At 46.5% G+C, this 25,544-nt stretch carries 21 protein-coding genes, 3 tRNA genes, 3 rRNA genes and 1 other annotated feature; all 27 genes read left to right on the forward strand.

Annotated elements, in window-relative coordinates:
* Positions 1-8: 8 nt before the first annotated feature.
* The 27 genes from CD004_RS22775 (at position 9) to rplK (ending at position 25,504) form a co-directional block, all read left to right on the forward strand.
* Positions 9-85, forward strand: a tRNA-Arg gene (locus CD004_RS22775).
* 18 nt (positions 86-103) lie between these two features.
* A tRNA-Pro gene (locus CD004_RS22780) sits at positions 104-180 on the forward strand.
* A 14-nt stretch (positions 181-194) separates the two neighbouring features.
* Positions 195-270, forward strand: a tRNA-Ala gene (locus tag CD004_RS22785).
* Between the two features lie 184 nt (positions 271-454).
* A 16S ribosomal RNA gene (locus CD004_RS22790) occupies positions 455-2,004 on the forward strand.
* A 207-nt stretch (positions 2,005-2,211) separates the two neighbouring features.
* Positions 2,212-5,146 (forward strand): 23S ribosomal RNA (locus CD004_RS22795).
* Between the two features lie 75 nt (positions 5,147-5,221).
* Positions 5,222-5,337, forward strand: a 5S ribosomal RNA gene (gene rrf, locus CD004_RS22800).
* The 16S, 23S and 5S rRNA genes sit together here with 3 tRNA genes alongside, the layout of an rRNA operon.
* Positions 5,338-6,115: 778 nt before the next feature.
* On the forward strand, positions 6,116-6,400 hold the full coding sequence (locus CD004_RS22805; RefSeq protein ID WP_102264832.1) for a hypothetical protein: 285 nt from the start codon (positions 6,116-6,118) through the stop codon (positions 6,398-6,400).
* A 360-nt stretch (positions 6,401-6,760) separates the two neighbouring features.
* Positions 6,761-7,222 carry a CtsR family transcriptional regulator gene (locus CD004_RS22810; RefSeq protein WP_102264833.1) on the forward strand — a complete coding sequence of 154 codons (462 nt, stop codon included), beginning with the start codon at positions 6,761-6,763 and terminating at the stop codon, positions 7,220-7,222.
* Between the two features lie 27 nt (positions 7,223-7,249).
* Complete coding sequence (locus CD004_RS22815) at positions 7,250-7,795, forward strand: protein-arginine kinase activator protein McsA (RefSeq protein ID WP_102264834.1); 546 nt, start codon at positions 7,250-7,252, stop codon at positions 7,793-7,795.
* A gap of 2 nt (positions 7,796-7,797) precedes the next feature.
* On the forward strand, positions 7,798-8,880 hold the full coding sequence (locus CD004_RS22820; RefSeq protein ID WP_102264835.1) for a protein-arginine kinase McsB: 1,083 nt from the start codon (positions 7,798-7,800) through the stop codon (positions 8,878-8,880).
* Between the two features lie 4 nt (positions 8,881-8,884).
* Positions 8,885-11,323, forward strand: a complete 2,439-nt coding sequence (clpC, locus tag CD004_RS22825; protein ID WP_102264836.1) for an ATP-dependent protease ATP-binding subunit ClpC — start codon at positions 8,885-8,887, stop codon at positions 11,321-11,323.
* 366 nt (positions 11,324-11,689) lie between these two features.
* Positions 11,690-13,069, forward strand: coding sequence for a DNA repair protein RadA (gene radA, locus CD004_RS22830; protein ID WP_102264837.1), 1,380 nt, complete (start codon positions 11,690-11,692; stop codon positions 13,067-13,069).
* A gap of 4 nt (positions 13,070-13,073) precedes the next feature.
* Complete coding sequence (gene disA / locus CD004_RS22835) at positions 13,074-14,147, forward strand: DNA integrity scanning diadenylate cyclase DisA (protein ID WP_102264838.1); 1,074 nt, start codon at positions 13,074-13,076, stop codon at positions 14,145-14,147.
* Between the two features lie 250 nt (positions 14,148-14,397).
* Positions 14,398-15,489 (forward strand): PIN/TRAM domain-containing protein, encoded by a 1,092-nt coding sequence (locus tag CD004_RS22840; protein ID WP_102264839.1) that lies wholly within the window; start codon positions 14,398-14,400, stop codon positions 15,487-15,489.
* Between the two features lie 167 nt (positions 15,490-15,656).
* Positions 15,657-16,352, forward strand: coding sequence for a 2-C-methyl-D-erythritol 4-phosphate cytidylyltransferase (gene ispD, locus CD004_RS22845; protein WP_102264840.1), 696 nt, complete (start codon positions 15,657-15,659; stop codon positions 16,350-16,352).
* 43 nt (positions 16,353-16,395) lie between these two features.
* Positions 16,396-16,878 (forward strand): 2-C-methyl-D-erythritol 2,4-cyclodiphosphate synthase, encoded by a 483-nt coding sequence (ispF, locus tag CD004_RS22850; RefSeq protein ID WP_102264841.1) that lies wholly within the window; start codon positions 16,396-16,398, stop codon positions 16,876-16,878.
* 73 nt (positions 16,879-16,951) lie between these two features.
* A complete protein-coding gene (gene gltX, locus CD004_RS22855) occupies positions 16,952-18,409 on the forward strand; it encodes a glutamate--tRNA ligase (RefSeq protein ID WP_102264842.1) in 1,458 nt (485 codons plus the stop codon).
* A 68-nt stretch (positions 18,410-18,477) separates the two neighbouring features.
* Positions 18,478-18,712, forward strand: a binding site (T-box leader).
* Positions 18,713-18,928: 216 nt separating this feature from the next.
* The gene (gene cysE / locus CD004_RS22860; RefSeq protein ID WP_102264843.1) at positions 18,929-19,615 is read left to right on the forward strand and encodes a serine O-acetyltransferase; all 687 of its coding nucleotides are present in this window, start codon (positions 18,929-18,931) and stop codon (positions 19,613-19,615) included.
* Positions 19,605-21,002 (forward strand): cysteine--tRNA ligase, encoded by a 1,398-nt coding sequence (gene cysS / locus CD004_RS22865; RefSeq protein WP_102264844.1) that lies wholly within the window; start codon positions 19,605-19,607, stop codon positions 21,000-21,002. The genes cysE and cysS overlap by 11 nt, the downstream gene beginning before the upstream one ends.
* A gap of 3 nt (positions 21,003-21,005) precedes the next feature.
* The gene (locus tag CD004_RS22870) at positions 21,006-21,410 is read left to right on the forward strand and encodes a Mini-ribonuclease 3 (RefSeq protein ID WP_102265212.1); all 405 of its coding nucleotides are present in this window, start codon (positions 21,006-21,008) and stop codon (positions 21,408-21,410) included.
* A gap of 284 nt (positions 21,411-21,694) precedes the next feature.
* Entirely contained in the window at positions 21,695-22,423 is a 729-nt protein-coding gene (gene rlmB / locus CD004_RS22875; RefSeq protein ID WP_102265213.1) for a 23S rRNA (guanosine(2251)-2'-O)-methyltransferase RlmB, read from the forward strand.
* 2 nt (positions 22,424-22,425) lie between these two features.
* Positions 22,426-22,935, forward strand: a complete 510-nt coding sequence (locus tag CD004_RS22880; protein WP_102264845.1) for an NYN domain-containing protein — start codon at positions 22,426-22,428, stop codon at positions 22,933-22,935.
* Positions 22,936-23,003: 68 nt separating this feature from the next.
* The gene (gene sigH / locus CD004_RS22885; RefSeq protein ID WP_079504287.1) at positions 23,004-23,654 is read left to right on the forward strand and encodes an RNA polymerase sporulation sigma factor SigH; all 651 of its coding nucleotides are present in this window, start codon (positions 23,004-23,006) and stop codon (positions 23,652-23,654) included.
* A gap of 156 nt (positions 23,655-23,810) precedes the next feature.
* Positions 23,811-23,960 (forward strand): 50S ribosomal protein L33, encoded by a 150-nt coding sequence (gene rpmG, locus CD004_RS22890; RefSeq protein ID WP_031308209.1) that lies wholly within the window; start codon positions 23,811-23,813, stop codon positions 23,958-23,960.
* A 51-nt stretch (positions 23,961-24,011) separates the two neighbouring features.
* Positions 24,012-24,194, forward strand: a complete 183-nt coding sequence (gene secE / locus CD004_RS22895; RefSeq protein ID WP_041966537.1) for a preprotein translocase subunit SecE — start codon at positions 24,012-24,014, stop codon at positions 24,192-24,194.
* Between the two features lie 179 nt (positions 24,195-24,373).
* Positions 24,374-24,907 (forward strand): transcription termination/antitermination protein NusG, encoded by a 534-nt coding sequence (gene nusG, locus CD004_RS22900; protein WP_102265214.1) that lies wholly within the window; start codon positions 24,374-24,376, stop codon positions 24,905-24,907.
* A gap of 171 nt (positions 24,908-25,078) precedes the next feature.
* Complete coding sequence (rplK, locus tag CD004_RS22905; protein ID WP_023626445.1) at positions 25,079-25,504, forward strand: 50S ribosomal protein L11; 426 nt, start codon at positions 25,079-25,081, stop codon at positions 25,502-25,504.
* The last annotated feature ends 40 nt before the right edge of the window (positions 25,505-25,544 follow it).

Here is a 25,544-nt window from a genome sequence, read left to right on the forward strand (position 1 = left end):
TTAAATATGCGCCCGTAGCTCAATTGGATAGAGCGTCTGACTACGGATCAGAAGGTTATGGGTTCGACTCCTTTCGGGCGCGCCATTATTTTTTCTCATATAACGGGGAGTAGCTCAGCTTGGTAGAGCACTTGGTTTGGGACCAAGGGGTCGCAGGTTCGAATCCTGTCTTCCCGACCATCTTAATTTAATCTGGGGCCTTAGCTCAGCTGGGAGAGCGCCTGCCTTGCACGCAGGAGGTCAGCGGTTCGATCCCGCTAGGCTCCACCATAAAAAATCATTTGACCATATGAATCATACATGTTAGTATAATAAAGCTGACGTGATGAGTTGGTCGGTGAATTGTTCTTTGAAAACTAAACAAACAAGCGTCAACAAACAATAAATTATCATGACTTCTATTATAGAAGAACATGAGCCAACGTTTTAACTTTATGAGCTAACTCATAACTCTTTCTTGGAGAGTTTGATCCTGGCTCAGGACGAACGCTGGCGGCGTGCCTAATACATGCAAGTCGAGCGGATCTTCATTAGCTTGCTTTTGAAGATCAGCGGCGGACGGGTGAGTAACACGTGGGCAACCTGCCTGTAAGACTGGGATAACTTCGGGAAACCGGAGCTAATACCGGATAATCCTTTCCCTCACATGAGGGAAAGCTGAAAGACGGTTTCGGCTGTCACTTACAGATGGGCCCGCGGCGCATTAGCTAGTTGGTGAGGTAACGGCTCACCAAGGCAACGATGCGTAGCCGACCTGAGAGGGTGATCGGCCACACTGGGACTGAGACACGGCCCAGACTCCTACGGGAGGCAGCAGTAGGGAATCTTCCGCAATGGACGAAAGTCTGACGGAGCAACGCCGCGTGAACGATGAAGGCCTTCGGGTCGTAAAGTTCTGTTGTCAGGGAAGAACAAGTATCGGAGTAACTGCCGGTACCTTGACGGTACCTGACCAGAAAGCCACGGCTAACTACGTGCCAGCAGCCGCGGTAATACGTAGGTGGCAAGCGTTGTCCGGAATTATTGGGCGTAAAGCGCGCGCAGGCGGTTCCTTAAGTCTGATGTGAAAGCCCCCGGCTCAACCGGGGAGGGTCATTGGAAACTGGGGAACTTGAGTGCAGAAGAGGAGAGCGGAATTCCACGTGTAGCGGTGAAATGCGTAGAGATGTGGAGGAACACCAGTGGCGAAGGCGGCTCTCTGGTCTGTAACTGACGCTGAGGCGCGAAAGCGTGGGGAGCGAACAGGATTAGATACCCTGGTAGTCCACGCCGTAAACGATGAGTGCTAAGTGTTAGAGGGTTTCCGCCCTTTAGTGCTGCAGCAAACGCATTAAGCACTCCGCCTGGGGAGTACGGCCGCAAGGCTGAAACTCAAAGGAATTGACGGGGGCCCGCACAAGCGGTGGAGCATGTGGTTTAATTCGAAGCAACGCGAAGAACCTTACCAGGTCTTGACATCCTCTGACAACCCTAGAGATAGGGCGTTCCCCTTCGGGGGACAGAGTGACAGGTGGTGCATGGTTGTCGTCAGCTCGTGTCGTGAGATGTTGGGTTAAGTCCCGCAACGAGCGCAACCCTTGATCTTAGTTGCCAGCATTCAGTTGGGCACTCTAAGGTGACTGCCGGTGACAAACCGGAGGAAGGTGGGGATGACGTCAAATCATCATGCCCCTTATGACCTGGGCTACACACGTGCTACAATGGATGGAACAAAGGGTCGCGAAGCCGCGAGGTCGAGCCAATCCCATAAATCCATTCTCAGTTCGGATTGCAGGCTGCAACTCGCCTGCATGAAGCCGGAATCGCTAGTAATCGCGGATCAGCATGCCGCGGTGAATACGTTCCCGGGCCTTGTACACACCGCCCGTCACACCACGAGAGTTTGTAACACCCGAAGTCGGTGGGGTAACCTTTTGGAGCCAGCCGCCTAAGGTGGGACAGATGATTGGGGTGAAGTCGTAACAAGGTAGCCGTATCGGAAGGTGCGGCTGGATCACCTCCTTTCTAAGGATATTGCCGTAAAGGCAATCGGAATGCGAATCTTTCGATTCGTACTGTTGTACGCTTGTTTGTTTAGTTTTGAGGGAGCAATTCCCTCAAAGCTTTTTTGTTCCTTGAAAACTAGATAATCGTAAGTAAGAAGAACCAAGAAAAAACCGAGTGATCGCCATTTTAGTTTTTCTCTCTATTCAATAGAGAAATGACCTTTTAGGTTAAGTTAGAAAGGGCGCACGGTGGATGCCTTGGCACTAGGAGCCGATGAAGGACGGGACTAACACCGATATGCTTCGGGGAGCTGTAAGTAAGCTTTGATCCGGAGATTTCCGAATGGGGAAACCCACTGTTCGTAATGGAACAGTATCTTTACCTGAATACATAGGGTATTGAAGGCAGACCCGGGGAACTGAAACATCTAAGTACCCGGAGGAAGAGAAAGCAAACGCGATTCCCTGAGTAGCGGCGAGCGAAACGGGACATAGCCCAAACCAAGAGGCTTGCCTCTTGGGGTTGTAGGACACTCAACATGGAGTTACAAAGGAACGGGGTAGATGAAGTGGTCTGGAAAGGCCCGTCAGAGAAGGTAAAAACCCTGTAGTTGAAACTTCGTTCCCTCCTGAGTGGATCCTGAGTACGGCGGGACACGAGAAATCCCGTCGGAAGCTGGGAGGACCATCTCCCAAGGCTAAATACTCCCTAGTGACCGATAGTGAACCAGTACCGTGAGGGAAAGGTGAAAAGCACCCCGGAAGGGGAGTGAAAGAGATCCTGAAACCGTGTGCCTACAAGTAGTCAGAGCCCGTTCATGGGTGATGGCGTGCCTTTTGTAGAATGAACCGGCGAGTTACGATTACATGCAAGGTTAAGTTGAGAAGACGGAGCCGCAGCGAAAGCGAGTCTGAATAGGGCGAATGAGTATGTGGTCGTAGACCCGAAACCAGGTGATCTACCCATGTCCAGGGTGAAGGTTGGGTAACACCAACTGGAGGCCCGAACCCACGCACGTTGAAAAGTGCGGGGATGAGGTGTGGGTAGCGGAGAAATTCCAATCGAACTTGGAGATAGCTGGTTCTCTCCGAAATAGCTTTAGGGCTAGCCTCACGTTGTAAGAGTCTTGGAGGTAGAGCACTGTTTGGACTAGGGGCCCTCATCGGGTTACCGAATTCAGACAAACTCCGAATGCCAAAGACTTATCCGTGGGAGTCAGACTGCGAGTGATAAGATCCGTAGTCAAAAGGGAAACAGCCCAGACCACCAGCTAAGGTCCCAAAGTATACGTTAAGTGGAAAAGGATGTGGAGTTGCTTAGACAACCAGGATGTTGGCTTAGAAGCAGCCACCATTTAAAGAGTGCGTAATAGCTCACTGGTCGAGTGACTCTGCGCCGAAAATGTACCGGGGCTAAACGTATCACCGAAGCTGTGGATTGACATCTTAGATGTCAGTGGTAGGAGAGCGTTCTAAGGGCGTTGAAGTCAGACCGTAAGGACTGGTGGAGCGCTTAGAAGTGAGAATGCCGGTATGAGTAGCGAAAGATGGGTGAGAATCCCATCCACCGAATGCCTAAGGTTTCCTGAGGAAGGCTCGTCCTCTCAGGGTTAGTCGGGACCTAAGCCGAGGCCGAAAGGCGTAGGCGATGGACAACAGGTTGATATTCCTGTACCACCTCTTTATCGTTTGAGCAATGGGGGGACGCAGTAGGATAGGGTAAGCGCGCTGTCGGATATGCGCGTCTAAGCAGTTAGGCTGCAAGTGAGGCAAATCCCGCTTGCGTGAAGGCTGAGCTGTGACAGCGAGGGAAATATAGTACCGAAGTTCCTGATTCCACACTGCCAAGAAAAGCCTCTAGCGAGATAAAAGGTGCCCGTACCGCAAACCGACACAGGTAGGCGAGGAGAGAATCCTAAGGTGAGCGAGAGAACTCTCGTTAAGGAACTCGGCAAAATGACCCCGTAACTTCGGGAGAAGGGGTGCTCATTTGGGTGAATAGCCTAGATGAGCCGCAGTGAATAGGCCCAGGCGACTGTTTAGCAAAAACACAGGTCTCTGCGAAGCCGCAAGGCGAAGTATAGGGGCTGACGCCTGCCCGGTGCTGGAAGGTTAAGAGGAGGGGTTAGCTCACGCGAAGCTCTGAATCGAAGCCCCAGTAAACGGCGGCCGTAACTATAACGGTCCTAAGGTAGCGAAATTCCTTGTCGGGTAAGTTCCGACCCGCACGAAAGGCGTAACGATCTGGGCACTGTCTCAACGAGAGACTCGGTGAAATTATAGTACCTGTGAAGATGCAGGTTACCCGCGACAGGACGGAAAGACCCCGTGGAGCTTTACTGTAGCCTGATATTGAATTTTGGTACAGCTTGTACAGGATAGGTAGGAGCCTGAGAAACCGGAGCGCCAGCTTCGGTGGAGGCGTCGGTGGGATACTACCCTGGCTGTATTGAAATTCTAACCCACGCCCCTGATCGGGGCGGGAGACAGTGTCAGGTGGGCAGTTTGACTGGGGCGGTCGCCTCCTAAAGAGTAACGGAGGCGCCCAAAGGTTCCCTCAGAATGGTTGGAAATCATTCGCAGAGTGTAAAGGCACAAGGGAGCTTGACTGCGAGACCTACAAGTCGAGCAGGGACGAAAGTCGGGCTTAGTGATCCGGTGGTTCCGCATGGAAGGGCCATCGCTCAACGGATAAAAGCTACCCCGGGGATAACAGGCTTATCTCCCCCAAGAGTCCACATCGACGGGGAGGTTTGGCACCTCGATGTCGGCTCATCGCATCCTGGGGCTGTAGTCGGTCCCAAGGGTTGGGCTGTTCGCCCATTAAAGCGGTACGCGAGCTGGGTTCAGAACGTCGTGAGACAGTTCGGTCCCTATCCGTCGTGGGCGCAGGAAATTTGAGAGGAGCTGTCCTTAGTACGAGAGGACCGGGATGGACGCACCGCTGGTGTACCAGTTGTCTTGCCAAAGGCATCGCTGGGTAGCTATGTGCGGACGGGATAAGTGCTGAAAGCATCTAAGCATGAAGCCCCCCTCAAGATGAGATTTCCCATAGCGCAAGCTAGTAAGAACCCTGAAAGATGATCAGGTTGATAGGTCAGAGGTGGAAGCGCGGTGACGTGTGGAGCTGACTGATACTAATCGTTCGAGGACTTAACCAAATAGATTACTCGTTTCTCTTGTTTTCTTCTTACAATTATCTAGTTTTGAGGGTGCAAACAACCTCAATCAAATAGTCTGGTGGCGATGGCGAGAAGGTCACACCCGTTCCCATACCGAACACGGAAGTTAAGCTTCTCAGCGCCGATGGTAGTTGGGGGTTTCCCCCTGTGAGAGTAGGACGCCGCCGGGCACACGAAAGAACAGCTGTAATGGCTGTTCTTTTTTTGTTTGTAGAAAAGTCGATAGAACAAATGGAAGTGAGAAAGGGATAGGAAACTAGAATAATTAGTAACCCCCGGGTAGAAGCAATGGCTACTTCAGACAAGCCTGAAGGAAAAGTACGAAAAGCTGTCCGAACCTGAGGCAACTTCGGACAAGAATGTAGCAAGAACTCCAAAAGCTGTCAGAAGTAGAAGCAACTTCGGACAAGATTACCGGAAGAACCCCAAAAGCTGTCCGAACTTGGAGCAACTTCGAACAAGTTTGGTGGAAGAGCACGTAAAGTGGTCAGAAGAAGGAGTAACTTTGGACAAGATTAGAGGAAAAGCGCAAAAAGCTGTCAGAAGAAGGAGCAACTTCGGACAAGTTTAGAGGTAGAGTGCGAAAAGCTGTCAGAAGAAGAGATAACTTCAGACAAGTTTAGAGGAATAGAGCAAAAAGCTGTCCGAACCTGATACATCATCGGACAAGTAGTTGCTTGTCAGCCATAAACTCCTGGTGCGTTAATCCAAGAAGGATTAACGCATTTTTTGTGGAATTTATTTAACAACCAGAGCACATTTCTGGTCTTCCCAGTTGCTCTACGATCATTCTGAAGAAGATCTAATTACTTTTAGTTTTTTTAAAAGTGGTTGGGATAACAAACCGGATTTGTTGATATGAAAGAGTAAATTGTTTATTTTCAACCACTTTAAGAAATCTACGAAGATTAATTTATATTTAAACCGAAGTCTAATAGGAGGAAAGAAATGAATAAGCAATTGAATATTTGGTCATTCATTTTTTCAACAAGCTGGATCTTACTCTTTTTGATAATTTCCTCCACGGGACCTGTCGATTACACCATATTAGGCACACATCCATTCGTCCTGCTATTATATCTAACCTTGCTTACTTTTGTAATGGGGCTTACAGGAATGGCAGGTATGGAAGATTGGAAGGGTATGGCAAGGAGTTTTTCGACGATCATCCTGACTTTAGGGTTATCTGCATTTTTAGTTATCATTATATTCTTTGGCAATTTATTAAGTTAGTGGAGAGCGTTTATACAGGCACAGGTGAGTTCCCCAGAAAATAAAATATATCAGCATTTAGCCTCTTCGTGAAAGAATGCTTACTAGTAGAGATAATATGCTAGCCACATTGCCGTCTAACCAATTAAGTACCGACTCCTACGCATAAAAGCTGGTCCTGCACAAATTTTTATTTGATGTGCCCAGATACAAGTTTCCACATGTTACAAAATGGGTATAATAACCAACACACCCCTTATTGTCATGTTTTGGCATACATAATTTTGACGAACATAATTCAGGCTGCTTTCATTGCAACGGAAAAAAATTTTTTGTATAATTAACGTCAAATATAGTCAAAGTCAGATTGGGGGAGGTTTAGTGAGGAATATATCGGACATCATAGAACATTACCTTAAGCAGGTTTTAGAAATGAGCGATAAGGACATCGTTGAAATCAAACGAAGTGAAATCGCCGATAAATTTCAGTGCGTTCCGTCCCAGATTAATTATGTCATCAATACAAGGTTCACGATTGAACGGGGTTATCTTGTTGAGAGTAAACGGGGTGGAGGCGGCTACATCCGTATCATCAAAGTCCAGGCTTATGATCATGCACATTTGATTGATGATTTACTGTCTTTGATTCAGACACGAATATCGCAAAGCAGCGCTGAGCATGTCATCTTCCGTCTCGTGGAGGAGGATGTAGTTACTGACCGCGAAGCAAAGATCATGCTGAGTGTGCTCGACAGGTCCGTCCTGTATATAGAGCTGCCGCATCGTGATGAGTTGCGTGCGAGAATGCTGAAGGCAATGCTGATGGCATTGAAGTATAAATAATATCAAAGCAGATAAAGAGGTGAGGGCATGATCTGCCAAGAGTGTAATCAAAGGCCGGCAACGCTGCACTTCACGAATTATTCAAATGGTGAAAAAACGGAATTGCACTTGTGTGAAATATGCGCACAAGAAAAAGGCGAACTGTTTATGATGAACAACGGCCCTGCTTTTTCGATCAATAGCTTACTTGCCGGATTATTGAATATGGAACCTGCTTTTCCGGAACAGAAAAAAGAATTTGAAGCTGAGCAAGTTGCCCAGTGCCCGCAATGTTCGATGTCTTTTCCGCAGTTTGTGAAAGTAGGCCGGTTTGGCTGTGCGACTTGCTATGATGCTTTTCGCGAACAATTGACCCCGATTGTAAGGAGGCTCCATAGTGGTAATTCCATGCATAATGGAAAGATCCCTAAAAGAGTCGGCGGGGACCTTCATGTAAGGAAGACAATAGATCAGCTTAAGCAAACTCTGAAAAGCCTGATTTCTGCAGAGGAATTTGAGAAAGCTGCTGAGACAAGGGACCAGATCAGGGAACTTGAAAGGAAATTGTCAGCAGGTCAAGAGGGAGGGGAGTAGCCTTGTCATTGGAGAAGTTTATCAATCAGGCTGTAAGCTCCTGGATGAGTGATGATGGACCTGATTCAGATATTGTCCTTAGCTCTCGTATCCGGTTTGCAAGGAATCTTGATGAATATAACTTTCCGACTCTATTCACCAATGGAGAGGCAGAAGCAGTGGTAGGTGCCATCATGGAACGTGCCGCTAATACATCAGCAGCTGCCTTCGGTAAGTTGGAAATGATCAAAATGGATGAAATTCCGCCTTTGCAGAAAAGGGTGTTAGTCGAGAAGCATTTGATCAGTCCGAATCTAGCAGAAAACTCCGTTCATGGTGCCGTCTTACTATCTGATAATGAAGAAGTGAGCATCATGATCAATGAGGAAGACCATGTTAGGATTCAGTGTTTATTCCCGGGCTTCCAGCTTAGTGAGGCTCTAAGGGCTGCCAATGAAATCGATGACTGGCTTGAGGATTATGTCAATTATGCGTTTGATGAGAAGTTCGGCTATTTGACCAGCTGTCCTACGAACGTAGGAACTGGCCTAAGGGCATCAGTGATGATGCACCTGCCTGGTCTGGTTCTGACACAGCAAATGAACAGAATCGTCCCGGCGATTAACCAGCTTGGTTTAGTGGTAAGAGGTATTTACGGCGAGGGCAGTGAAGCGCTCGGCAATATTTTTCAAATCTCGAACCAAATTACACTCGGAAAATCGGAAGAAGACATCGTAGACGATTTAAAAAGTGTCGTAAGCCAGATTATATCTCAGGAAAGGTCAGCGCGGGAAGCATTAGCGAAGACTTCGAACATACAATTAGAAGACAGAGTGTTTCGATCATATGGGACACTTGCCTATAGCAGGATCATCGAAACGAAGGAAGCCGCCCGCTGCCTTTCTGATTTAAGGCTTGGAATAGATATGGGCTTTATAAAAAATATATCCAAATCGATTTTGAATGAATTGATGATATTAACTCAGCCTGGGTTTTTGCAGCAATATGCGGGAGGACCTTTAAGACCGAATGAACGGGATATCCGCAGGGCTGCTTTAATAAGAGAACGATTGAAAATGGAAACAAAAGACGAGTCAGGAGGATGATCTTATGATGTTTGGACGATTTACCGAGAGGGCACAAAAAGTATTGGCACTCGCACAGGAAGAGGCAATCCGCCTTGGACATAACAATATCGGTACAGAACACATCTTGCTTGGCCTTGTGCGTGAGGGAGAGGGCATTGCGGCAAAGGCGCTTTATGGACTTGGCCTTGGTGCGGAGAAAATCCAGAAGGAAGTAGAAAACCTGATTGGCCGCGGCCAGGAAACTTCCCAGACAATCCACTATACACCAAGAGCTAAAAAGGTCATCGAGCTTTCCATGGATGAGGCAAGGAAGTTGGGCCATTCCTATGTAGGCACAGAACATATCCTTCTCGGATTGATCCGTGAGGGAGAGGGCGTGGCTGCAAGAGTGCTGAACAACCTTGGTGTAAGCTTGAACAAAGCACGCCAGCAGGTTCTACAGCTGCTTGGAAGCAATGAAACTTCAGGTCATCAGGGAGGCGGAACGGCTAATGCCAATACTCCTACACTTGATAGCCTTGCAAGAGACTTAACAGCAATCGCCAGGGAAGGCAGCCTTGATCCGGTCATCGGCCGCAGCAAGGAAATCCAGCGTGTAATCGAAGTGTTAAGCCGCCGGACGAAGAACAACCCTGTCTTGATCGGGGAGCCTGGTGTAGGTAAAACAGCGATTGCGGAAGGATTGGCACAGCAAATTGTGAATAACGAGGTACCGGAAATCCTGCGTGACAAGCGTGTCATGACGCTGGATATGGGAACTGTGGTTGCAGGAACAAAATATCGCGGTGAATTTGAGGACCGCCTAAAGAAGGTCATGGACGAAATTCGTCAGGCCGGAAATATCATTCTTTTCATCGATGAGCTTCATACACTGATCGGTGCCGGCGGTGCAGAGGGTGCGATCGACGCATCCAATATCCTGAAGCCTTCATTGGCTCGCGGTGAACTGCAGTGTATCGGCGCGACAACACTTGATGAGTACCGTAAATACATCGAGAAAGATGCTGCGCTAGAACGACGTTTCCAGCCGATTACAGTGGATGAACCAACAGCAGAAGAGTCTGTACAAATCTTAAAAGGTCTTCGCGACCGCTATGAAGCTCACCACAGAGTATCGATTACGGATGAGGCAATTGATGCGGCGGTAAAATTATCGGACCGCTACATCTCAGACCGCTTCCTTCCGGATAAAGCGATTGACTTAATTGATGAAGCTGGTTCAAAGGTTCGCCTGCGCTCTTATACCACTCCGCCAAACCTTAAGGAGCTTGAGGTGAAGCTGGAGGAAGTGCGCAAGGAGAAGGATGCTTCTGTACAAAGCCAGGAGTTTGAAAAGGCTGCTTCATTAAGAGATACAGAACAGCGTCTTCGTGAACAGCTTGAAAATACGAAGAAATCATGGAAAGAAAAGCAGGGCAAGGAAAACAGTGAAGTGACAGTGGAAGACATCGCTCATGTGGTGTCCAGCTGGACGAATATCCCTGTTTCTAAACTCGCACAAACAGAGACAGATAAACTTCTGAACCTTGAGGAAATCCTACACTCACGTGTTATCGGCCAGGATGAAGCGGTAAAAGCTGTTTCCAAGGCAGTAAGGCGTGCTCGTGCAGGCTTGAAGGATCCGAAACGTCCTATTGGTTCATTCATTTTCCTTGGGCCAACAGGTGTTGGTAAAACGGAATTGGCGAGAGCATTGGCAGAGTCGATGTTTGGAGATGAAGATGCGATGATCCGCGTCGATATGTCCGAGTATATGGAGAAGCATTCGACATCCCGTCTTGTCGGTTCACCACCAGGCTATGTCGGATATGATGAAGGCGGCCAATTGACTGAGAAGGTCCGCAGAAAGCCATATTCCGTCATCCTGCTGGATGAAATTGAGAAAGCTCATCCAGATGTGTTCAACATTTTGCTGCAGGTACTTGAGGATGGCCGATTGACGGACTCCAAGGGCCGGACAGTCGATTTCCGCAATACAATCATGATCTTGACATCCAATGTCGGTGCAGAAGCGTTGAAGCGCAATAAATATGTTGGTTTCAATATCCAGGATGGAGAACAGGATTACAAAGATATGAAGGGCAAAGTGATGGAGGAGCTGAAAAAAGCATTCCGTCCTGAATTCCTCAACCGTATCGATGAGATCATCGTCTTCCATGCACTTGAAAAACCACATTTGAAAGAAATCGTGACATTGATGTCCGACCAGCTTGTGAAGCGTTTGAGTGAACAGGAAATCACACTTGAGCTTACAGAGGCGGCTAAAGAGAAGATTTCTGAAGAAGGCTACGACCCAGAATACGGTGCACGTCCATTGCGCAGGGCGATCCAGAAGCATATCGAAGACCAGCTTTCAGAGGAATTGCTTAAAGGAACAGTCCTTACAGGACAAAACGTGGTCATTGATGTCGAAGGCGGCGAGTTCGTCGTCAAGACTCCAGAAGAGTCCGCAAAAGCCTAAGTGGGCTTAACATGTTAACACAAGGGGTATACGTACTAAATACGTGTACCCCTTTTTTTCTAAAAACTTAATTGTAATCAATCTGGTTTCACAAGATTTATTTGCACTTTCCCTCGTAAGAGCCCCTGCGCCTATTTGGGCTGCGGAAGTAGTTTTGCAGGAAAACAGCCTTTCTAAAAAATAGTTGGAATTGCGGCTTATGGTTATGAACATAATTTAATTGAAGAATTAAAAATTTTGGATTCATGACCTCAAATGAACCTTGTAGAAAAAATTACATAGGTACATCAGTCGCTATCATTTCTTTTATTACTTGTTAGGCTTTATTATAAAGATAATAACTTTTTTTATTGAGAGGCTAAGAAAATGGCAAAAAGAAAAACGAAATTCATGTGCCAGGAATGTGGCTATGAATCTCCGAAATGGATGGGGAAATGTCCGGGTTGCGGGCAATGGAATAAGATGGTCGAGGAAGTGGAAAGCACTGGCTCGACAAGAAGAGGAGCTTTTGCCAATACAGGGAATACGGGTGTTACCGCAAAGGCCACTCCGATCACGAGTATTGAAACAGTCAGCGAGCCACGGATTACGACAGATTTAAACGAGTTGAACCGCGTACTTGGCGGCGGTGTTGTCAGGGGGTCGCTTGTGTTGATTGGCGGGGACCCTGGTATTGGTAAATCGACACTATTGCTTCAGGTATCTTATCAGTTGGCCAAAAAGGCACATTCAGTCCTATATATTTCTGGTGAGGAGTCGATGAGGCAAACGAAGCTGCGAGCAGATCGCCTTGGAGTCACATCGGATAACCTGCTTGTTTATTCGGAAACAAATCTACAAGAAATCAGCCTGACAATTGAAAATACAAACCCGGATTTTGTCATAGTGGACTCAATCCAAACCATATTCCATCCGGAAGTGACCTCTGCCCCGGGGAGTGTGTCACAGGTAAGGGAATGTACAGCTGAGTTAATGAGGATAGGGAAAACAAAAGGAATCGCGATTTTTATCGTTGGCCATGTCACAAAGGAAGGTTCTATCGCCGGACCAAGACTGCTGGAGCATATGGTGGATACAGTTCTATATTTTGAAGGGGAAAGGCACCATACGTACAGAATCCTCCGGGCTGTCAAAAACCGTTTCGGTTCCACGAATGAAATGGGTATTTTCGAGATGAAGGAAATGGGTCTTGAAGAAGTGGCAAATCCCTCGGAAATTTTTTTAGAGGAAAGATCCCAGGGTGCTTCAGGATCAACGGTTGTAGCCTCGATGGAAGGAACGAGGCCAGTATTGGTTGAAATCCAGGCATTGATTTCGCCAACAAGCTTCGGGAATCCAAGGCGGATGGCTACCGGAATTGACCATAACCGCGTTTCGCTTTTGATGGCGGTGCTGGAGAAGCGCGTCGGGTTGCTGCTGGCTAACCAGGATGCTTATTTGAAGGTCGCCGGCGGAGTGAAGCTGGATGAACCGGCTATCGACCTTGCAGTGGCTGTCAGCATTGCTTCAAGCTTCAGGGATAAACCGACCCGCGCTACTGATTGTATCATTGGCGAGGTGGGTCTGACTGGGGAAGTAAGGAGAGTCTCGAGGATTGAACAGCGCGTCCAGGAAGCGGCGAAGCTTGGCTTTGAAAGAATTATTTTACCGGAGAACAATCTTGGCGGATGGACTCCTCCACGGGGGGTTGAGCTTATCGGGGTATCATCTGTCAGCCATGCATTAAAAGTCACCTTGGGAGGTTGATGGATTGGAACACAAAGAGCTTGAAGATAAAGGGTTAGGTGAAATCCTTCAATTTATCGCTCCAGGTACGCCTCTAAGGGATGGAATCGATAATGTGCTCCGGGCCAAGACAGGTGGATTGATTGTGTTTGGATACAATGAGAAAGTGAAAAACCTGGTCGACGGCGGTTTTGAGATCAACTGCAGGTTCAGCCCCAGCTATCTCTATGAACTGGCGAAGATGGATGGCGCAATCATCCTGAATGAGACGGGAAGCAAAATCTTATTCGCCAACGCCCAGTTAGCTCCTGATACAGGAGTGCCCTCTACTGAGACAGGGATGAGACACAGGACGGCGGAACGTGTAGCGAGGCAGACAAAGGCACTCGTCATCGCCATTTCCCAGCGAAGGAATGTCATTACCCTGTACCAGGGGCACCTGCGCTATGCCTTGAAGGAAATCGGTGTCATCCTGACGAAGGCGAACCAGGCAATCCAGACGCTGGAAAAGTATAAGGTCGTCCTGGAACAAAGTATTACCAATCTGGGAATCCTCGAATTTGAGGATCTTGTTACCTATAATGATTTGCTTCAGGTTATCCATCGTTTTGAAATGGTACTAAGGATCAAGACAGAGCTTTTGACTTATTTGAGCGAGCTCGGACTCGAAGGGCGGCTGATCCGCCTGCAAATGCAGGAGCTTTTATCTGAAATGGAAAGAGAAGCTGTGCTTGTCATCAAAGATTATTCAGCAGACCCAGAAGTGAAAGCCGAAGAAGTGATGGCTCGTTTCCAGGAGCTTTCTAAGGCCAGAGTCATCGAGGATTCTACCATCCTTAAGCTTCTCGGGCATCAGGGATATGTGCATATGGATGAATTCATCTGTCCTCGAGGATATCGAATGCTGAATAAAATCCCGCGACTGCCGATGATCATTACCGAGAACTTGATTAAACGTTTCAGTAAATTCACAAATATGATTGCAGCTTCCGTTGAGGAACTGGATGATGTAGAGGGCATTGGAGAAGTTAGAGCCCGGAAAATTAAAGAGGGCTTTAAGCTAATCAGGGACCAGCTGATGGCGGACCGCCAAATGTAATCCCAAACATTGGCGGCCTGCTTTTAATTGACACCGGCATGCCCCGGTGCTACCTTAAAGATGAGATTTACTCCTATAGAGATAATGGCAACCTTGCTGTAATTTTGTCATTTTAATTGTACAAATTACGTAACCTTTGCCAGGGTAAATTCGTATAATCATTTGGGTGTTTATTTTTAAAGAAAATGTTTTCATTACTAGGGTTTCAAAATTTGGAAGTTGTTTATAATGAGTAAAAGGAGGTGAAAGGATGTTAAGACGTATCATTCAAGCCTGCTTCCTGATCATTGGGGGAACGCTTGGTATATTCTTAATTCCTGATTTATTATCATTAATGAACGCGGGAGACATGACTCTCATCAATAATCCTTATGTTACTGCTGTTTTGGGCGCACTTATTTTTTATCTTCTTACTTTTTGGGCCGTAGATCCTGTGACCAATTTTGTGAAGTGGGCTGAAGAGTCGCTGATCAAGGCGCCGATTACGGATGTCCTCTTTGGCAGTGTCGGTCTTTTCTTTGGTTTGCTGGTGGCATTTTTAGTAGGATTTGCCCTAAATGCAATCCAGGTGCCTGTTGTGAATACAGTTGCACCGACTCTCCTGACACTATTATTTGGGTATCTTGGATTCCAGGTCGGTTTCAAAAAACGTGATGAGCTGCTTGGTTTATTTTCAAGGTCGAAGAAAAAGGGAACTGAAGAAGAGACGGAAAAAGAAAGTCGTGCAAGAGAGTGGAAGATACTCGATACAAGTGTGATTATTGATGGCAGGGTTGCTGATATCTGCCAGACTGGATTCCTTGAAGGCACTATCGTAATTCCGCAGTTTGTCCTCGAAGAATTACAGCATATCGCTGATTCATCTGACGTATTGAAGCGCAATCGCGGACGACGCGGATTGGACATCCTTAACCGTATTCAAAAGGAGCTTAAGATTAAGGTAGAGATTTATGAAGGTGATTTTGATGACATCCAGGAAGTCGACAGCAAGCTTGTAAAGCTGGCAAAGCTGACAAATGGGGTTGTCGTCACGAATGATTTCAACCTGAACAAAGTATGTGAATTGCAGAAGGTTGCCGTGCTGAATATCAATGACCTCGCAAATGCGGTTAAACCAGTTGTCCTTCCTGGAGAAGAATTGAGCATCCAGGTAATCAAGGATGGCAAGGAACATAATCAGGGCATTGCATACCTGGATGACGGCACGATGATCGTCGTTGAAGAAGGCCGCGACTATATCGGAAAGCGAATTGATGTGCTTGTGACAAGTGTGTTGCAAACATCAGCTGGCAGGATGATTTTCGCAAAGCCGAAACAGTTGGAAAAAAGCATAATCAGTTGATCCATCCCGGATGGACCAAGCCTATATGGGCAGTTGATTCCCGCTTCCTTCATGGATTCCCTGAAGGCGTGAAGCAGGGCCTCGACTGCCCGTTTATATGTGTTTATTTTGAGAGTTTTTTACAATGAATGTTAAAACGAGCAGAAAAATTGATAGGAGTTTTCATTATGCCTTATCAGGTCATTATTCCGGCTGCGGGTCAGGGAAAGAGAATGGGAGCAGGAAAAAACAAGTTGCTGCTCACTTTGGAAGGTGTCCCGATCTTGATTCATACACTTAGGGTGTTTGAAGAAGATGCTGAATGCAAAGGCATCATTCTCGCCATTAACCCGAGTGATGAGCAACAGTTTAAGTCTTTATTGAAAGAATATGATATACATAAAGTATCTTCGCTTGTCAATGGCGGCAAGGAGCGCCAGGACAGTGTTTATAACGGGCTGACGGCAGTACATTCACAGGATGGGATCGTGCTGGTCCATGATGCTGCCCGTCCATTCATCAGAATAGAAACCATCCACAATCTCGTGGAGGCCGCTAGCAAGGATGGCGGGGCAATCGTGGCTGTTCCTGTTAAAGATACAATCAAGAAAGCGGCGAACAGCATGGTAGCCGAAACAGTTGAGCGGTCAAGCTTGTGGGCAGTACAGACTCCTCAGGCTTTCCGCGCTTCCGTATTGCTTGAGGCGCATAACAAGGCAGTGACGGAGCAGTTCATTGGTACAGATGAATCAAGCCTTGTCGAACGGATCCCACATCGTGTCAGCATCATTGAAGGGGACTATGATAATATTAAGCTGACAACACCAGAAGATTTATATTTTGCCGAAGCGATTCTGCGCAAGCGGAAGGAATCCGGTGTTTGATAGAGTATATAAACCCAGCATATTTTAAAAGGAGTAATTCATTATGTTTCGTATTGGACAAGGTTTCGATGTACATCAATTGACGGAAGGCAGGCCGCTGATCATTGGCGGAATCACGATTCCATATGAAAAGGGGCTTCTTGGCCACTCGGATGCCGATGTGCTTTTACATACGGTAGCAGATGCATGCCTGGGGGCAATCGGAGAAGGAGACATCGGCAGACATTTCCCGGACACTGACCCTGAGTTCAAGGACGCTGATTCAGCTAAATTGCTTGAACATGTATGGAAGATTGTGAAGGGAAAAGGATACGAGCTTGTGAACATAGACTGCACAATTATCGCACAGCAGCCTAAGATGGCACCGCATATCGAAGCGATGCGTGAAAGGATTGCAGGCTTATTGGAAGGCACCCATGACCAGGTGAACGTCAAGGCGACGACAACAGAAAAGCTCGGTTTCCCGGGGCGGGGAGAAGGTATCGCTTCCCAGGCGACCGTGTTGCTGAAGCAGACTGAGAAATAAATTCGGTGCCACTTCCGCTTTATATATCGATAGTGATACAATAATGGACAGCTATATTAGAGGAGGATTCACTATGTCATCAGATATCCGGGTGCGTTATGCGCCGAGTCCGACTGGACATTTACATATCGGGAATGCCCGTACAGCACTATTCAATTATCTATTCGCACGGAACAGGGGCGGAAAGTTCATTATCCGCATTGAGGATACAGATAAAAAGCGCAATATCGAAGGCGGAGAGCAAAGCCAGTTGAAGTACCTTCAGTGGCTTGGAATCAACTGGGATGAGAGTGTCGATGTTGGCGGCGATTATGGACCGTATCGCCAATCAGAACGAAATCACATTTATGAAAAGTACAATCAGGAGCTTTTGGAAAAAGGTTTTGCCTATAAGTGTTATTGCACGGAGGAAGAGCTGGAAGCTGAGCGCGAGGAGCAGTCTGCACGCAATGAGACTCCTCATTATTCAGGACGCTGCCGCAACCTTACAGCCGAACAGAAGGAACAGTTTGAAAGAGAAGGACGCCAGCCGAGCCTTCGTTTCAAGGTGCCTGCAGGCAAGATTCTTAAGTTCGATGATATGGTAAAAGGTGATGTTAGTTTTGAGTCGGACGGGATGGGTGACTATGTCATTGTCAAGAAAGATGGCACACCTACTTATAACTATGCGGTTGTTATCGACGATCATTTGATGAAGATTTCCCACGTTCTTCGCGGGGATGACCATATTTCCAATACACCGAAGCAGCTTGTGATTTATGAAGCATTTGGCTGGGAGCCGCCGGTATTTGGCCACATGACATTGATCGTCAACGAAAGCCGCAAGAAGCTGAGCAAGCGGGACGAATCGATCATCCAGTTTATTGAGCAGTATGAGGAGCTTGGCTATCTGCCAGAAGCATTGTTCAACTTCATCACGCTTCTTGGATGGTCTCCATCAGGTGAAGAAGAGATTTACTCTCAGGATGAATTCATCGAGATTTTTGATCCAGCAAGACTTTCAAAATCGCCTGCGCTTTTCGATCAGCAGAAGCTTGCCTGGATGAACAACCAATATATGAAAAAAGCTGATCTGGACCGTGTTGTCGAGCTGGCACTGCCGCATCTTGTCAAGGCTGGAAAAGTCAGCGAGAACCGTTCAGAGGAAGAGGATGCCTGGGTTCGCGGCCTCATCTCCCTGTATCATGATAAAATGAGCTTCGGAGCGGAAATCGTCGAGATGTCTGATTTATTTTTCCGTGATGAGGTAAACTATGATGAAGAAGCAAAAGAGGTCCTTGCAGGCGAGCAGGTTCCAGAAGTGCTGAACGCATTCCTTGCGGAGATCAACAAGCTGGAAGAATTCAAGGCGGATGCAATCAAGGCAGCAGTCAAGGCAGTCCAAAAAGGAACTGGCCATAAAGGGCAAAAGCTGTTCATGCCGGTCCGTGCGGCAGCCACAGGGCAAACACATGGACCAGACCTGATGCTTGCAATGGAGCTGATCGGAAAAGAAAAAGTGATGGAAAGAGTCCAGAAGCTTTTAGGCTAATAACTTTTTTAAGCTTTTTTAGTTAACAGAAATACAAAAATGTAATATAGTAAGAGTAATTCTATATAACCAAAGTGTTGAAGAGGAAAAGTAGAAGAATGACGCTTATTAGAGAGAACCATCACCGGCTGAAAGTGGTTCAGGCCTCTCATTTTTTGAAATGCGCCTCGGAGTCCCTATGCAAAAAGGCAAACAGTGCCTGAGTAGTATCGGGCGGGACCTCCCGTTAACAGGTGAAAGTTGAGGTTATGCTTTTAAGGTAGCCTAAACAGAGTGGAACCGCGCATATCAAGCGTCTCTGTCGTATACGACAGGGGCGCTTTTTTATTTTAAGGAATAAATCCGGTTTTAAGGAAAATAATCGAGTATTTCAGGATGAATTCAATTTTCAAGGGAAATAATCGAGTATTTCAGGAATAAACCTAGGGTTTTAAAGAATAAATTCAAAACTTCTACTCTGCGGGTGCTCACTACTGAGCAAAAGTGCAAGGAAAAATTATTAAGAAGGAGGATTTCACCATGTTTAAGATGATGAAAGAAGACATAGATGTTGTTTTTGATCAGGATCCTTCTGCCAGGAGCGTGCTGGAAGTGGTTTTGACATACGCTGGCCTGCATGCGATATGGTCCCATCGTTTGGCACATGCTTTCTACAAGCGGAAGTTTTATTTTATCGCCAGGGCCATTTCGCAAATCAGCCGTTTTTTCACAGGAGTTGAAATCCATCCGGGAGCCAAGATAGGCAGACGTTTTTTCATCGACCATGGAATGGGGGTCGTCATTGGTGAAACGTGTGAGATCGGGGATAATGTGACGGTGTTCCAGGGAGTGACTCTGGGTGGAACTGGCAAGGAAAAGGGCAAACGCCACCCGACGGTTAATGACAATGCCCTGATAGCGACCGGCGCGAAGGTTTTAGGTTCGATTACGATTGGGGAGAATTCTAAAGTGGGCGCAGGATCCGTTGTCCTGAAGGATGTGCCGCCGAACTCCACTGTTGTCGGAATCCCAGGCAAAATCGTCATCCAGGACGGCGTCAGAGTCAAGAAGGATTTCAATCATCGTGATCTTCCGGATCCTGTGGCGGATCGATGTCAGGAAATCGAAATGGAATTAGTGAAACTGAGAAAAGAACTTGAATTAGTCAAATTACAAGAAGAACTTGAAGTTGCTAAGCAAGGAAGGGGCATGGGAAATGGGAATTAAAATTTATAATACACTGACTCGGAACAAAGAAGAGTTTATCCCTTTAGAAGAGGGAAAAGTGAAAATGTATGTTTGCGGTCCTACCGTCTATAACTATATTCACATTGGCAATGCCCGTCCGGCCATCGTTTTCGATACGGTCCGCCGCTATCTTGAATTCCGCGGCTATGATGTCCGCTTTGTTTCGAACTTTACTGATGTCGATGACAAATTGATCAAAGCAGCGAATGAACTCGGGGAAGATGTCCCGACAATCGCGCAAAGATTCATCGATGCTTACTTTGAGGATGTCCATGCACTTGGCTGCAAGAAAGCAGATGTGCACCCACGGGTAATGGAAACAATGGATTTGATTATAGACTTTATCAGCGCGCTGATTGAAAAGGGTTTTGCCTATGAATCGGGCGGAGACGTGTACTATCGCACGAGGGAGTTCAAAGAATACGGCAAGCTTTCCCATCAATCCATTGATGAGCTGAAGGTTGGAGCGAGGATTCAGGTTGGGGAAAAGAAGCAGGATGCGCTTGACTTTGTACTTTGGAAATCGGCTAAAGAAGGCGAAATTTCCTGGGATAGTCCTTGGGGAAAAGGCCGTCCAGGCTGGCATATTGAGTGCTCGGCGATGGCCCGCGAATATCTTGGAGACACGATTGATATCCATGCTGGCGGACAGGATTTGGCTTTCCCGCACCACGAAAACGAAATCGCCCAGTCAGAGGCATTGACAGGCCAGACATTTGCCCGCTACTGGATGCATAATGGATACATCAATATTGACAATGAAAAGATGTCCAAGTCACTTGGCAATTTTGTCACAGTTCATGACATCATTAAGCAGATTGATCCACAGGTATTAAGATTTTTCATGATTTCAGTTCATTACCGGAATCCGATCAATTACAGCCAGGAGCTGCTTGAAAAGACAAAGGCCGCTTTTGAGCGCTTGAAGACTTCTTATCAAAATCTGAAGCACCGCCTTGGAGCAAGTGCAAACCTTACTGATGATAATCAGGAATGGCTGGATAAAATCGCCGGGCTTCGTGAGCAGTTCATCAAGGATATGGACGATGACTTCAACACAGCCAATGGCGTATCCACCCTGTTTGAACTTTCGAAGCTATCCAATCTGTACTTGATGGAGAAAAATACGTCCGAGGAAGTCATCCATGCATTCATGAATGAATTTGAGACATTGTTCGGCGTTCTCGGCCTCTCGTTAAAAGATGAAGAATTGCTTGATGAAGAGATCGAAGCCTTGATTGAAAAAAGAACGCAGGCTCGAAAGGACAGGAATTTCCAGCTGGCAGATGAAATCCGTGACCAGTTGAAGGAAATGAATATCATCATCGAAGACACTCCGCAAGGCATCAGATGGAAAAGAGGCTAAATGATGCTGCATTACGAACAAAAAGTAGATGAAAAACAATTGAATAGTCTTGCACTTGCCTACATGGGTGATGCCGTATATGAACTGTATGTCCGGCATCACCTGCTGCAAAGCGGCAAGGTCCGTCCGAACAAGCTGCATAAAGAAGCGACCGCTTATGTATCGGCAAAATCGCAGGCGAAATACCTCCACAAGCTGATCGAAATGGAGATGCTATCCGAAGCGGAAATGACGATTGTAAAAAGGGGCCGGAATGCGAAGTCAGGATCTGTCCCGAGAAACACCGATGTCCAAACATACCGTTACAGCACAGCCTTTGAGGCCTTGATCGGTTCTTTGTATCTGGCAGGCAATGAGCAACGGATAGAAGAACTGATTACCACAATATTTGCACTTGCTGAAGAATAGAAGGGAGGAAAGGATCCATGAGCCAGAAGCAGCAACATAAACAAAACCGGAATAATAGGCAAAAACCAGTTGATGACAAGAAGCGGAAACCAGCCCGGAACCAGGCTCAAAGACAGGATGATAAGCCAAAGAACAGGCCAGCCAGAGGCCAGGACCAGAAACATGAGGCAAGGCGTGACCAAAAACACGAGCCAAAACGCGATAGAAAACATGAGCCAAGGCGCGACCAGAAACATGGACAAAAACCGGACCAACTTCAAGAACAAAACGAAAACCAGGATTACATAATCGGAAAAAATCCGGTAATCGAAGCCTTGAAATCCGAACGTGACATTAACAAAATCCTGATTGCGGAGGGCTCCCAGAGCGGGCAGATGCAGCAGGTCATCGGAATGGCGAAGGAAGCCAATGTCATAGTCCAATTCGTCCCGAAAAAGAAGATCGACCAGCTTGCCGACGGGAATCACCAGGGTGTCATCGCCCAGGTGGCAGCCTATGAATATGCGGAAATCGACGATTTGTTCGCGGCAGCGGAAAAGAAAAATGAGGCTCCGTTCTTTTTGCTCCTCGATGAAATTGAAGATCCGCACAATCTTGGTTCCATCATGAGGACAGCTGATGCCTCAGGGGCTCACGGGATTATCATTCCTAAAAGAAGAGCCGTTGGGCTGACAACTACAGTTGCAAAATTATCAACTGGTGCCATCGAATATATCCCTGTTGCGAGAGTCACCAATATGGCACAGACCATCGATGAATTAAAGGAACGCGGTGTCTGGATCGCTGGAACGGATGCATCGGCTAAACAGGATTTTCGTCAAATCGACGGAACTCTGCCTCTTGGCCTGGTGATCGGCAGCGAAGGAAAAGGAATGGGAAGGCTGATCAGGGACAAGTGTGATTTTCTTTTAAGTCTTCCAATGGTTGGACATGTTACTTCGTTGAATGCATCAGTTGCCGCGGCACTCTTGATGTATGAAGTTCACCGTAAACGTCATCCGCTAGGGGAATAGGAATGGATATCCTGCTTGTTGACGGCTACAACATCATTGGCGCATGGCCAGAGCTGGTCAGCTTGAAAAAAAGAGAGCTTTCCGCCGCGAGGGACCGGCTGGTGGAAATCATGGCTGAATATCAGGCATATACTGGCTATCGCGTCATCATTGTTTTCGATGCCCACTTTGTATCGGGTAATCAAAAGAAATATAAAAATTATAAGGTGGAAGTTATTTTTACAAAAGAAAATGAAACTGCGGATGAGCGGATTGAGAGGCTGGCGATCGACCTCAGCAACCGCAAAACGCAGATCCATGTAGCCACCTCTGACTACACCGAGCAGTGGGCGATTTTTGGACAGGGAGCCCTAAGGAAATCAGCAAGGGAGCTGCTTAACGAAACAAATTTAATCAGCAAAAAAATTGAAAAACGGGTGAAAGTAATCCAGGAAAAGAAGCCAAGTGCCAAGATTCCGCTTACAAAAGAAGTGGCAGAAATTTTTGAAAAATGGCGCAGAGGGGAACAATGACCTGTTGACGCCTTAAAAAAGCCTGCTGTATAATATTTCTAACTGTATGTGCGGGCGGGGGGATCGAAATGAGTGCTGACATCGGGAATCGTTTAAATGACGCTTATTTGTTGCTGGAAGATGAAGAAATTGTAGAAGCAGTGCACAGAGGAGAAAGTGATGCACTTGATTTTCTGATTCACAAATACAGGAATTTTGTTCGGGCGAAAGCACGGTCATATTTCCTGATTGGGGCAGATAAAGAGGACATCGTGCAAGAAGGAATGATCGGGTTATATAAAGCAATCCGTGACTTCCGGGAGGACAAGCTGACATCATTCAAAGCATTTGCAGAACTATGCATTACCCGTCAGATCATTACGGCCATCAAGACGGCCACAAGGCAAAAACATATCCCGCTTAACTCCTATGTTTCCCTGGACAAGCCAATTTATGATGAGGAATCGGACAGGACGCTGATGGATGTTTTATCCGGAGCCAAAGTGATGGACCCCGAAGAGTTATTTATTAATCAGGAAGAGTTTGACCAGATAGAAGTGAAAATGTCGGAGCTGCTGAGTGACCTTGAACGAAAAGTGCTCGCATTATATTTGGACGGACAATCCTACCAGGAAATTTCTGAAGAGTTGAATCGCCATGTCAAGTCAATCGACAATGCGCTTCAGCGTGTAAAGCGGAAGCTTGAGAGGTATCTTGAGCTGAGAGAGCTGTCAGTGTAAGTTGAATTGCCGAAAAATAGCCACAAAACTGACTTTTAATCTCTTAAGCCCTTATTGACACAAGCTATCAGCCGTGTTATCTTTTTAAAGATATAATAGATGGCGGTTTCATGACATCAGATTGGAATCAGCCTGTTGAAGCGGGTGTAAGTGTCAATGAACAATAAAGTGACTCTTGCTTGTAAGGAATGCGGTTCCCGCAATTATTCCACAACGAGCAACAAGCAAACCCAAACAGAACGGCTGGAGCTGAAAAAGTACTGCAGCAACTGCGGTGCCCATACAGTTCATAAGGAAACGAAATAAGGTTTTCAGATAGATCATCATATGGAATCCCGATAAGTTGGAGGTTACAAAATGCAGCGCATCACTAATTTTTTCAGTGAAGTTGGACGTGAAATGAGAAAGGTCAGCTGGCCTAGACGCAAAGAACTGACTCGCTACACGATTACGGTTCTGTCTACAGTTGCTTTTGCTGCTCTATTCTTCGCAGTGTTAGACCTAGGTATTTCTGAATTGATTCGCTTAATTCTTGAATAACCACTACGCACTCATGGTATAATGGAAAATATAAACGCAGGACAAGTTTAAAAGCCCGGATAACGGGTTTTTTATTTGCTTTTAAAAAATTCGCATTCAATGCCGTGGCTTCAGTATAAACATACGGTAACGCAACGGCGTCTGGAAATGGGGAGGGACGGACGAATTAGTCCTCGATGATGGAAAAGAATTGGTATGTAGTGCATACTTACTCAGGCTACGAGAACAAGGTTAAGACAAATCTTGAAAAGCGCGTTGAAACAATGGGCATGCAAGATAAGATTTTCCGGGTGATCGTACCTGAAGAAGAAGAAACAGATTTCAAAAATGGTAAAAAGAAAGTTGTTAAGAGAAAGACTTTCCCAGGCTATGTCCTGGTAGAACTGGTCATGACTGATGATTCTTGGTATGTTGTCCGCAACACTCCAGGCGTAACTGGATTCGTTGGATCTGCTGGTGCAGGATCAAAACCAACCGCGTTATTACCTGAAGAAGTAACGTTCATCCTCAAGCGCATGGGAGTTGAGGAGAAGAAGGTTGATATCAACTTCGAACTTGGTGAAACTGTCCAGGTAAGCGAAGGGCCATTTGCCAACTTCACAGGGACAATCGAAGAGATCGATAAGGACAAGGCAAAGCTTAAAGTTCTTGTCAATATGTTCGGCCGCGATACTCCGGTAGAACTCGAATTTTCACAGATTGAAAAATTATAATCTGAAATAACTTGAATTCAACTTTAAAAAGTGTTAATATTTCATAGGTCAGTATGTCTTGGACGATTGACAGATATATTCAAGTTCTTTATTTTATATAAAGACTTTTAAGATGAGTGGGAGGGGAAGATCCCCTATTACCACATCACGGACTTTAAGGAGGTGTGTCTCGTGGCTAAAAAAGTAATTAAGATGGTTAAATTGCAAATCCCTGCTGGTAAAGCCAATCCGGCACCACCAGTTGGACCTGCACTAGGTCAAGCCGGTGTTAACATCATGGGATTCTGTAAGGAATTTAACGCTCGTACAGCTGATCAAGCTGGACTAATCATTCCTGTTGAAATTACGGTTTTTGAAGACCGTTCATTTACATTTATTACGAAAACTCCTCCTGCTGCAGTTCTTTTGAAGGTAGCAGCTGGAATTCAGTCTGGTTCTGGTGAACCAAACCGTAATAAAGTAGCAACAGTTAAGCGTGATAAAGTACGTGAAATTGCTGAACAGAAAATGCCTGACCTTAACGCAGCTAGCGTTGAAGCAGCAATGCGCATGGTTGAAGGTACTGCTCGCAGCATGGGTATCACGATCGAAGACTAATTCTGCTACAGTGGATTGAGGGGGTTGCGAAGCTGATGGA

It is taken from the genome of Mesobacillus jeotgali (assembly GCF_002874535.1).
GTDB classification, from domain to species: Bacteria; Bacillota; Bacilli; order Bacillales; family Cytobacillaceae; genus Mesobacillus; species Mesobacillus jeotgali.

Bases quoted from the DNA above. Each gene is read 5' to 3' on its own strand.
- CD004_RS22805 (WP_102264832.1), top strand. From the start codon at position 6,116: ATGAATAAGCAATTGAATATTTGGTCATTCATTTTTTCAACAAGCTGG.
- CD004_RS22815 (WP_102264834.1), top strand. From the start codon at position 7,250: ATGATCTGCCAAGAGTGTAATCAAAGGCCGGCAACGCTGCACTTCACG.
- clpC (WP_102264836.1), top strand. From the start codon at position 8,885: ATGATGTTTGGACGATTTACCGAGAGGGCACAAAAAGTATTGGCACTC.
- radA (WP_102264837.1), top strand. From the start codon at position 11,690: ATGGCAAAAAGAAAAACGAAATTCATGTGCCAGGAATGTGGCTATGAA.
- CD004_RS22840 (WP_102264839.1), top strand. From the start codon at position 14,398: ATGTTAAGACGTATCATTCAAGCCTGCTTCCTGATCATTGGGGGAACG.
- ispD (WP_102264840.1), top strand. From the start codon at position 15,657: ATGCCTTATCAGGTCATTATTCCGGCTGCGGGTCAGGGAAAGAGAATG.
- ispF (WP_102264841.1), top strand. From the start codon at position 16,396: ATGTTTCGTATTGGACAAGGTTTCGATGTACATCAATTGACGGAAGGC.
- gltX (WP_102264842.1), top strand. From the start codon at position 16,952: ATGTCATCAGATATCCGGGTGCGTTATGCGCCGAGTCCGACTGGACAT.
- cysE (WP_102264843.1), top strand. From the start codon at position 18,929: ATGTTTAAGATGATGAAAGAAGACATAGATGTTGTTTTTGATCAGGAT.
- cysS (WP_102264844.1), top strand. From the start codon at position 19,605: ATGGGAATTAAAATTTATAATACACTGACTCGGAACAAAGAAGAGTTT.
- CD004_RS22870 (WP_102265212.1), top strand. From the start codon at position 21,006: ATGCTGCATTACGAACAAAAAGTAGATGAAAAACAATTGAATAGTCTT.
- CD004_RS22880 (WP_102264845.1), top strand. From the start codon at position 22,426: ATGGATATCCTGCTTGTTGACGGCTACAACATCATTGGCGCATGGCCA.
- sigH (WP_079504287.1), top strand. From the start codon at position 23,004: ATGAGTGCTGACATCGGGAATCGTTTAAATGACGCTTATTTGTTGCTG.
- rpmG (WP_031308209.1), top strand. From the start codon at position 23,811: ATGAACAATAAAGTGACTCTTGCTTGTAAGGAATGCGGTTCCCGCAAT.
- secE (WP_041966537.1), top strand. From the start codon at position 24,012: ATGCAGCGCATCACTAATTTTTTCAGTGAAGTTGGACGTGAAATGAGA.
- nusG (WP_102265214.1), top strand. From the start codon at position 24,374: ATGGAAAAGAATTGGTATGTAGTGCATACTTACTCAGGCTACGAGAAC.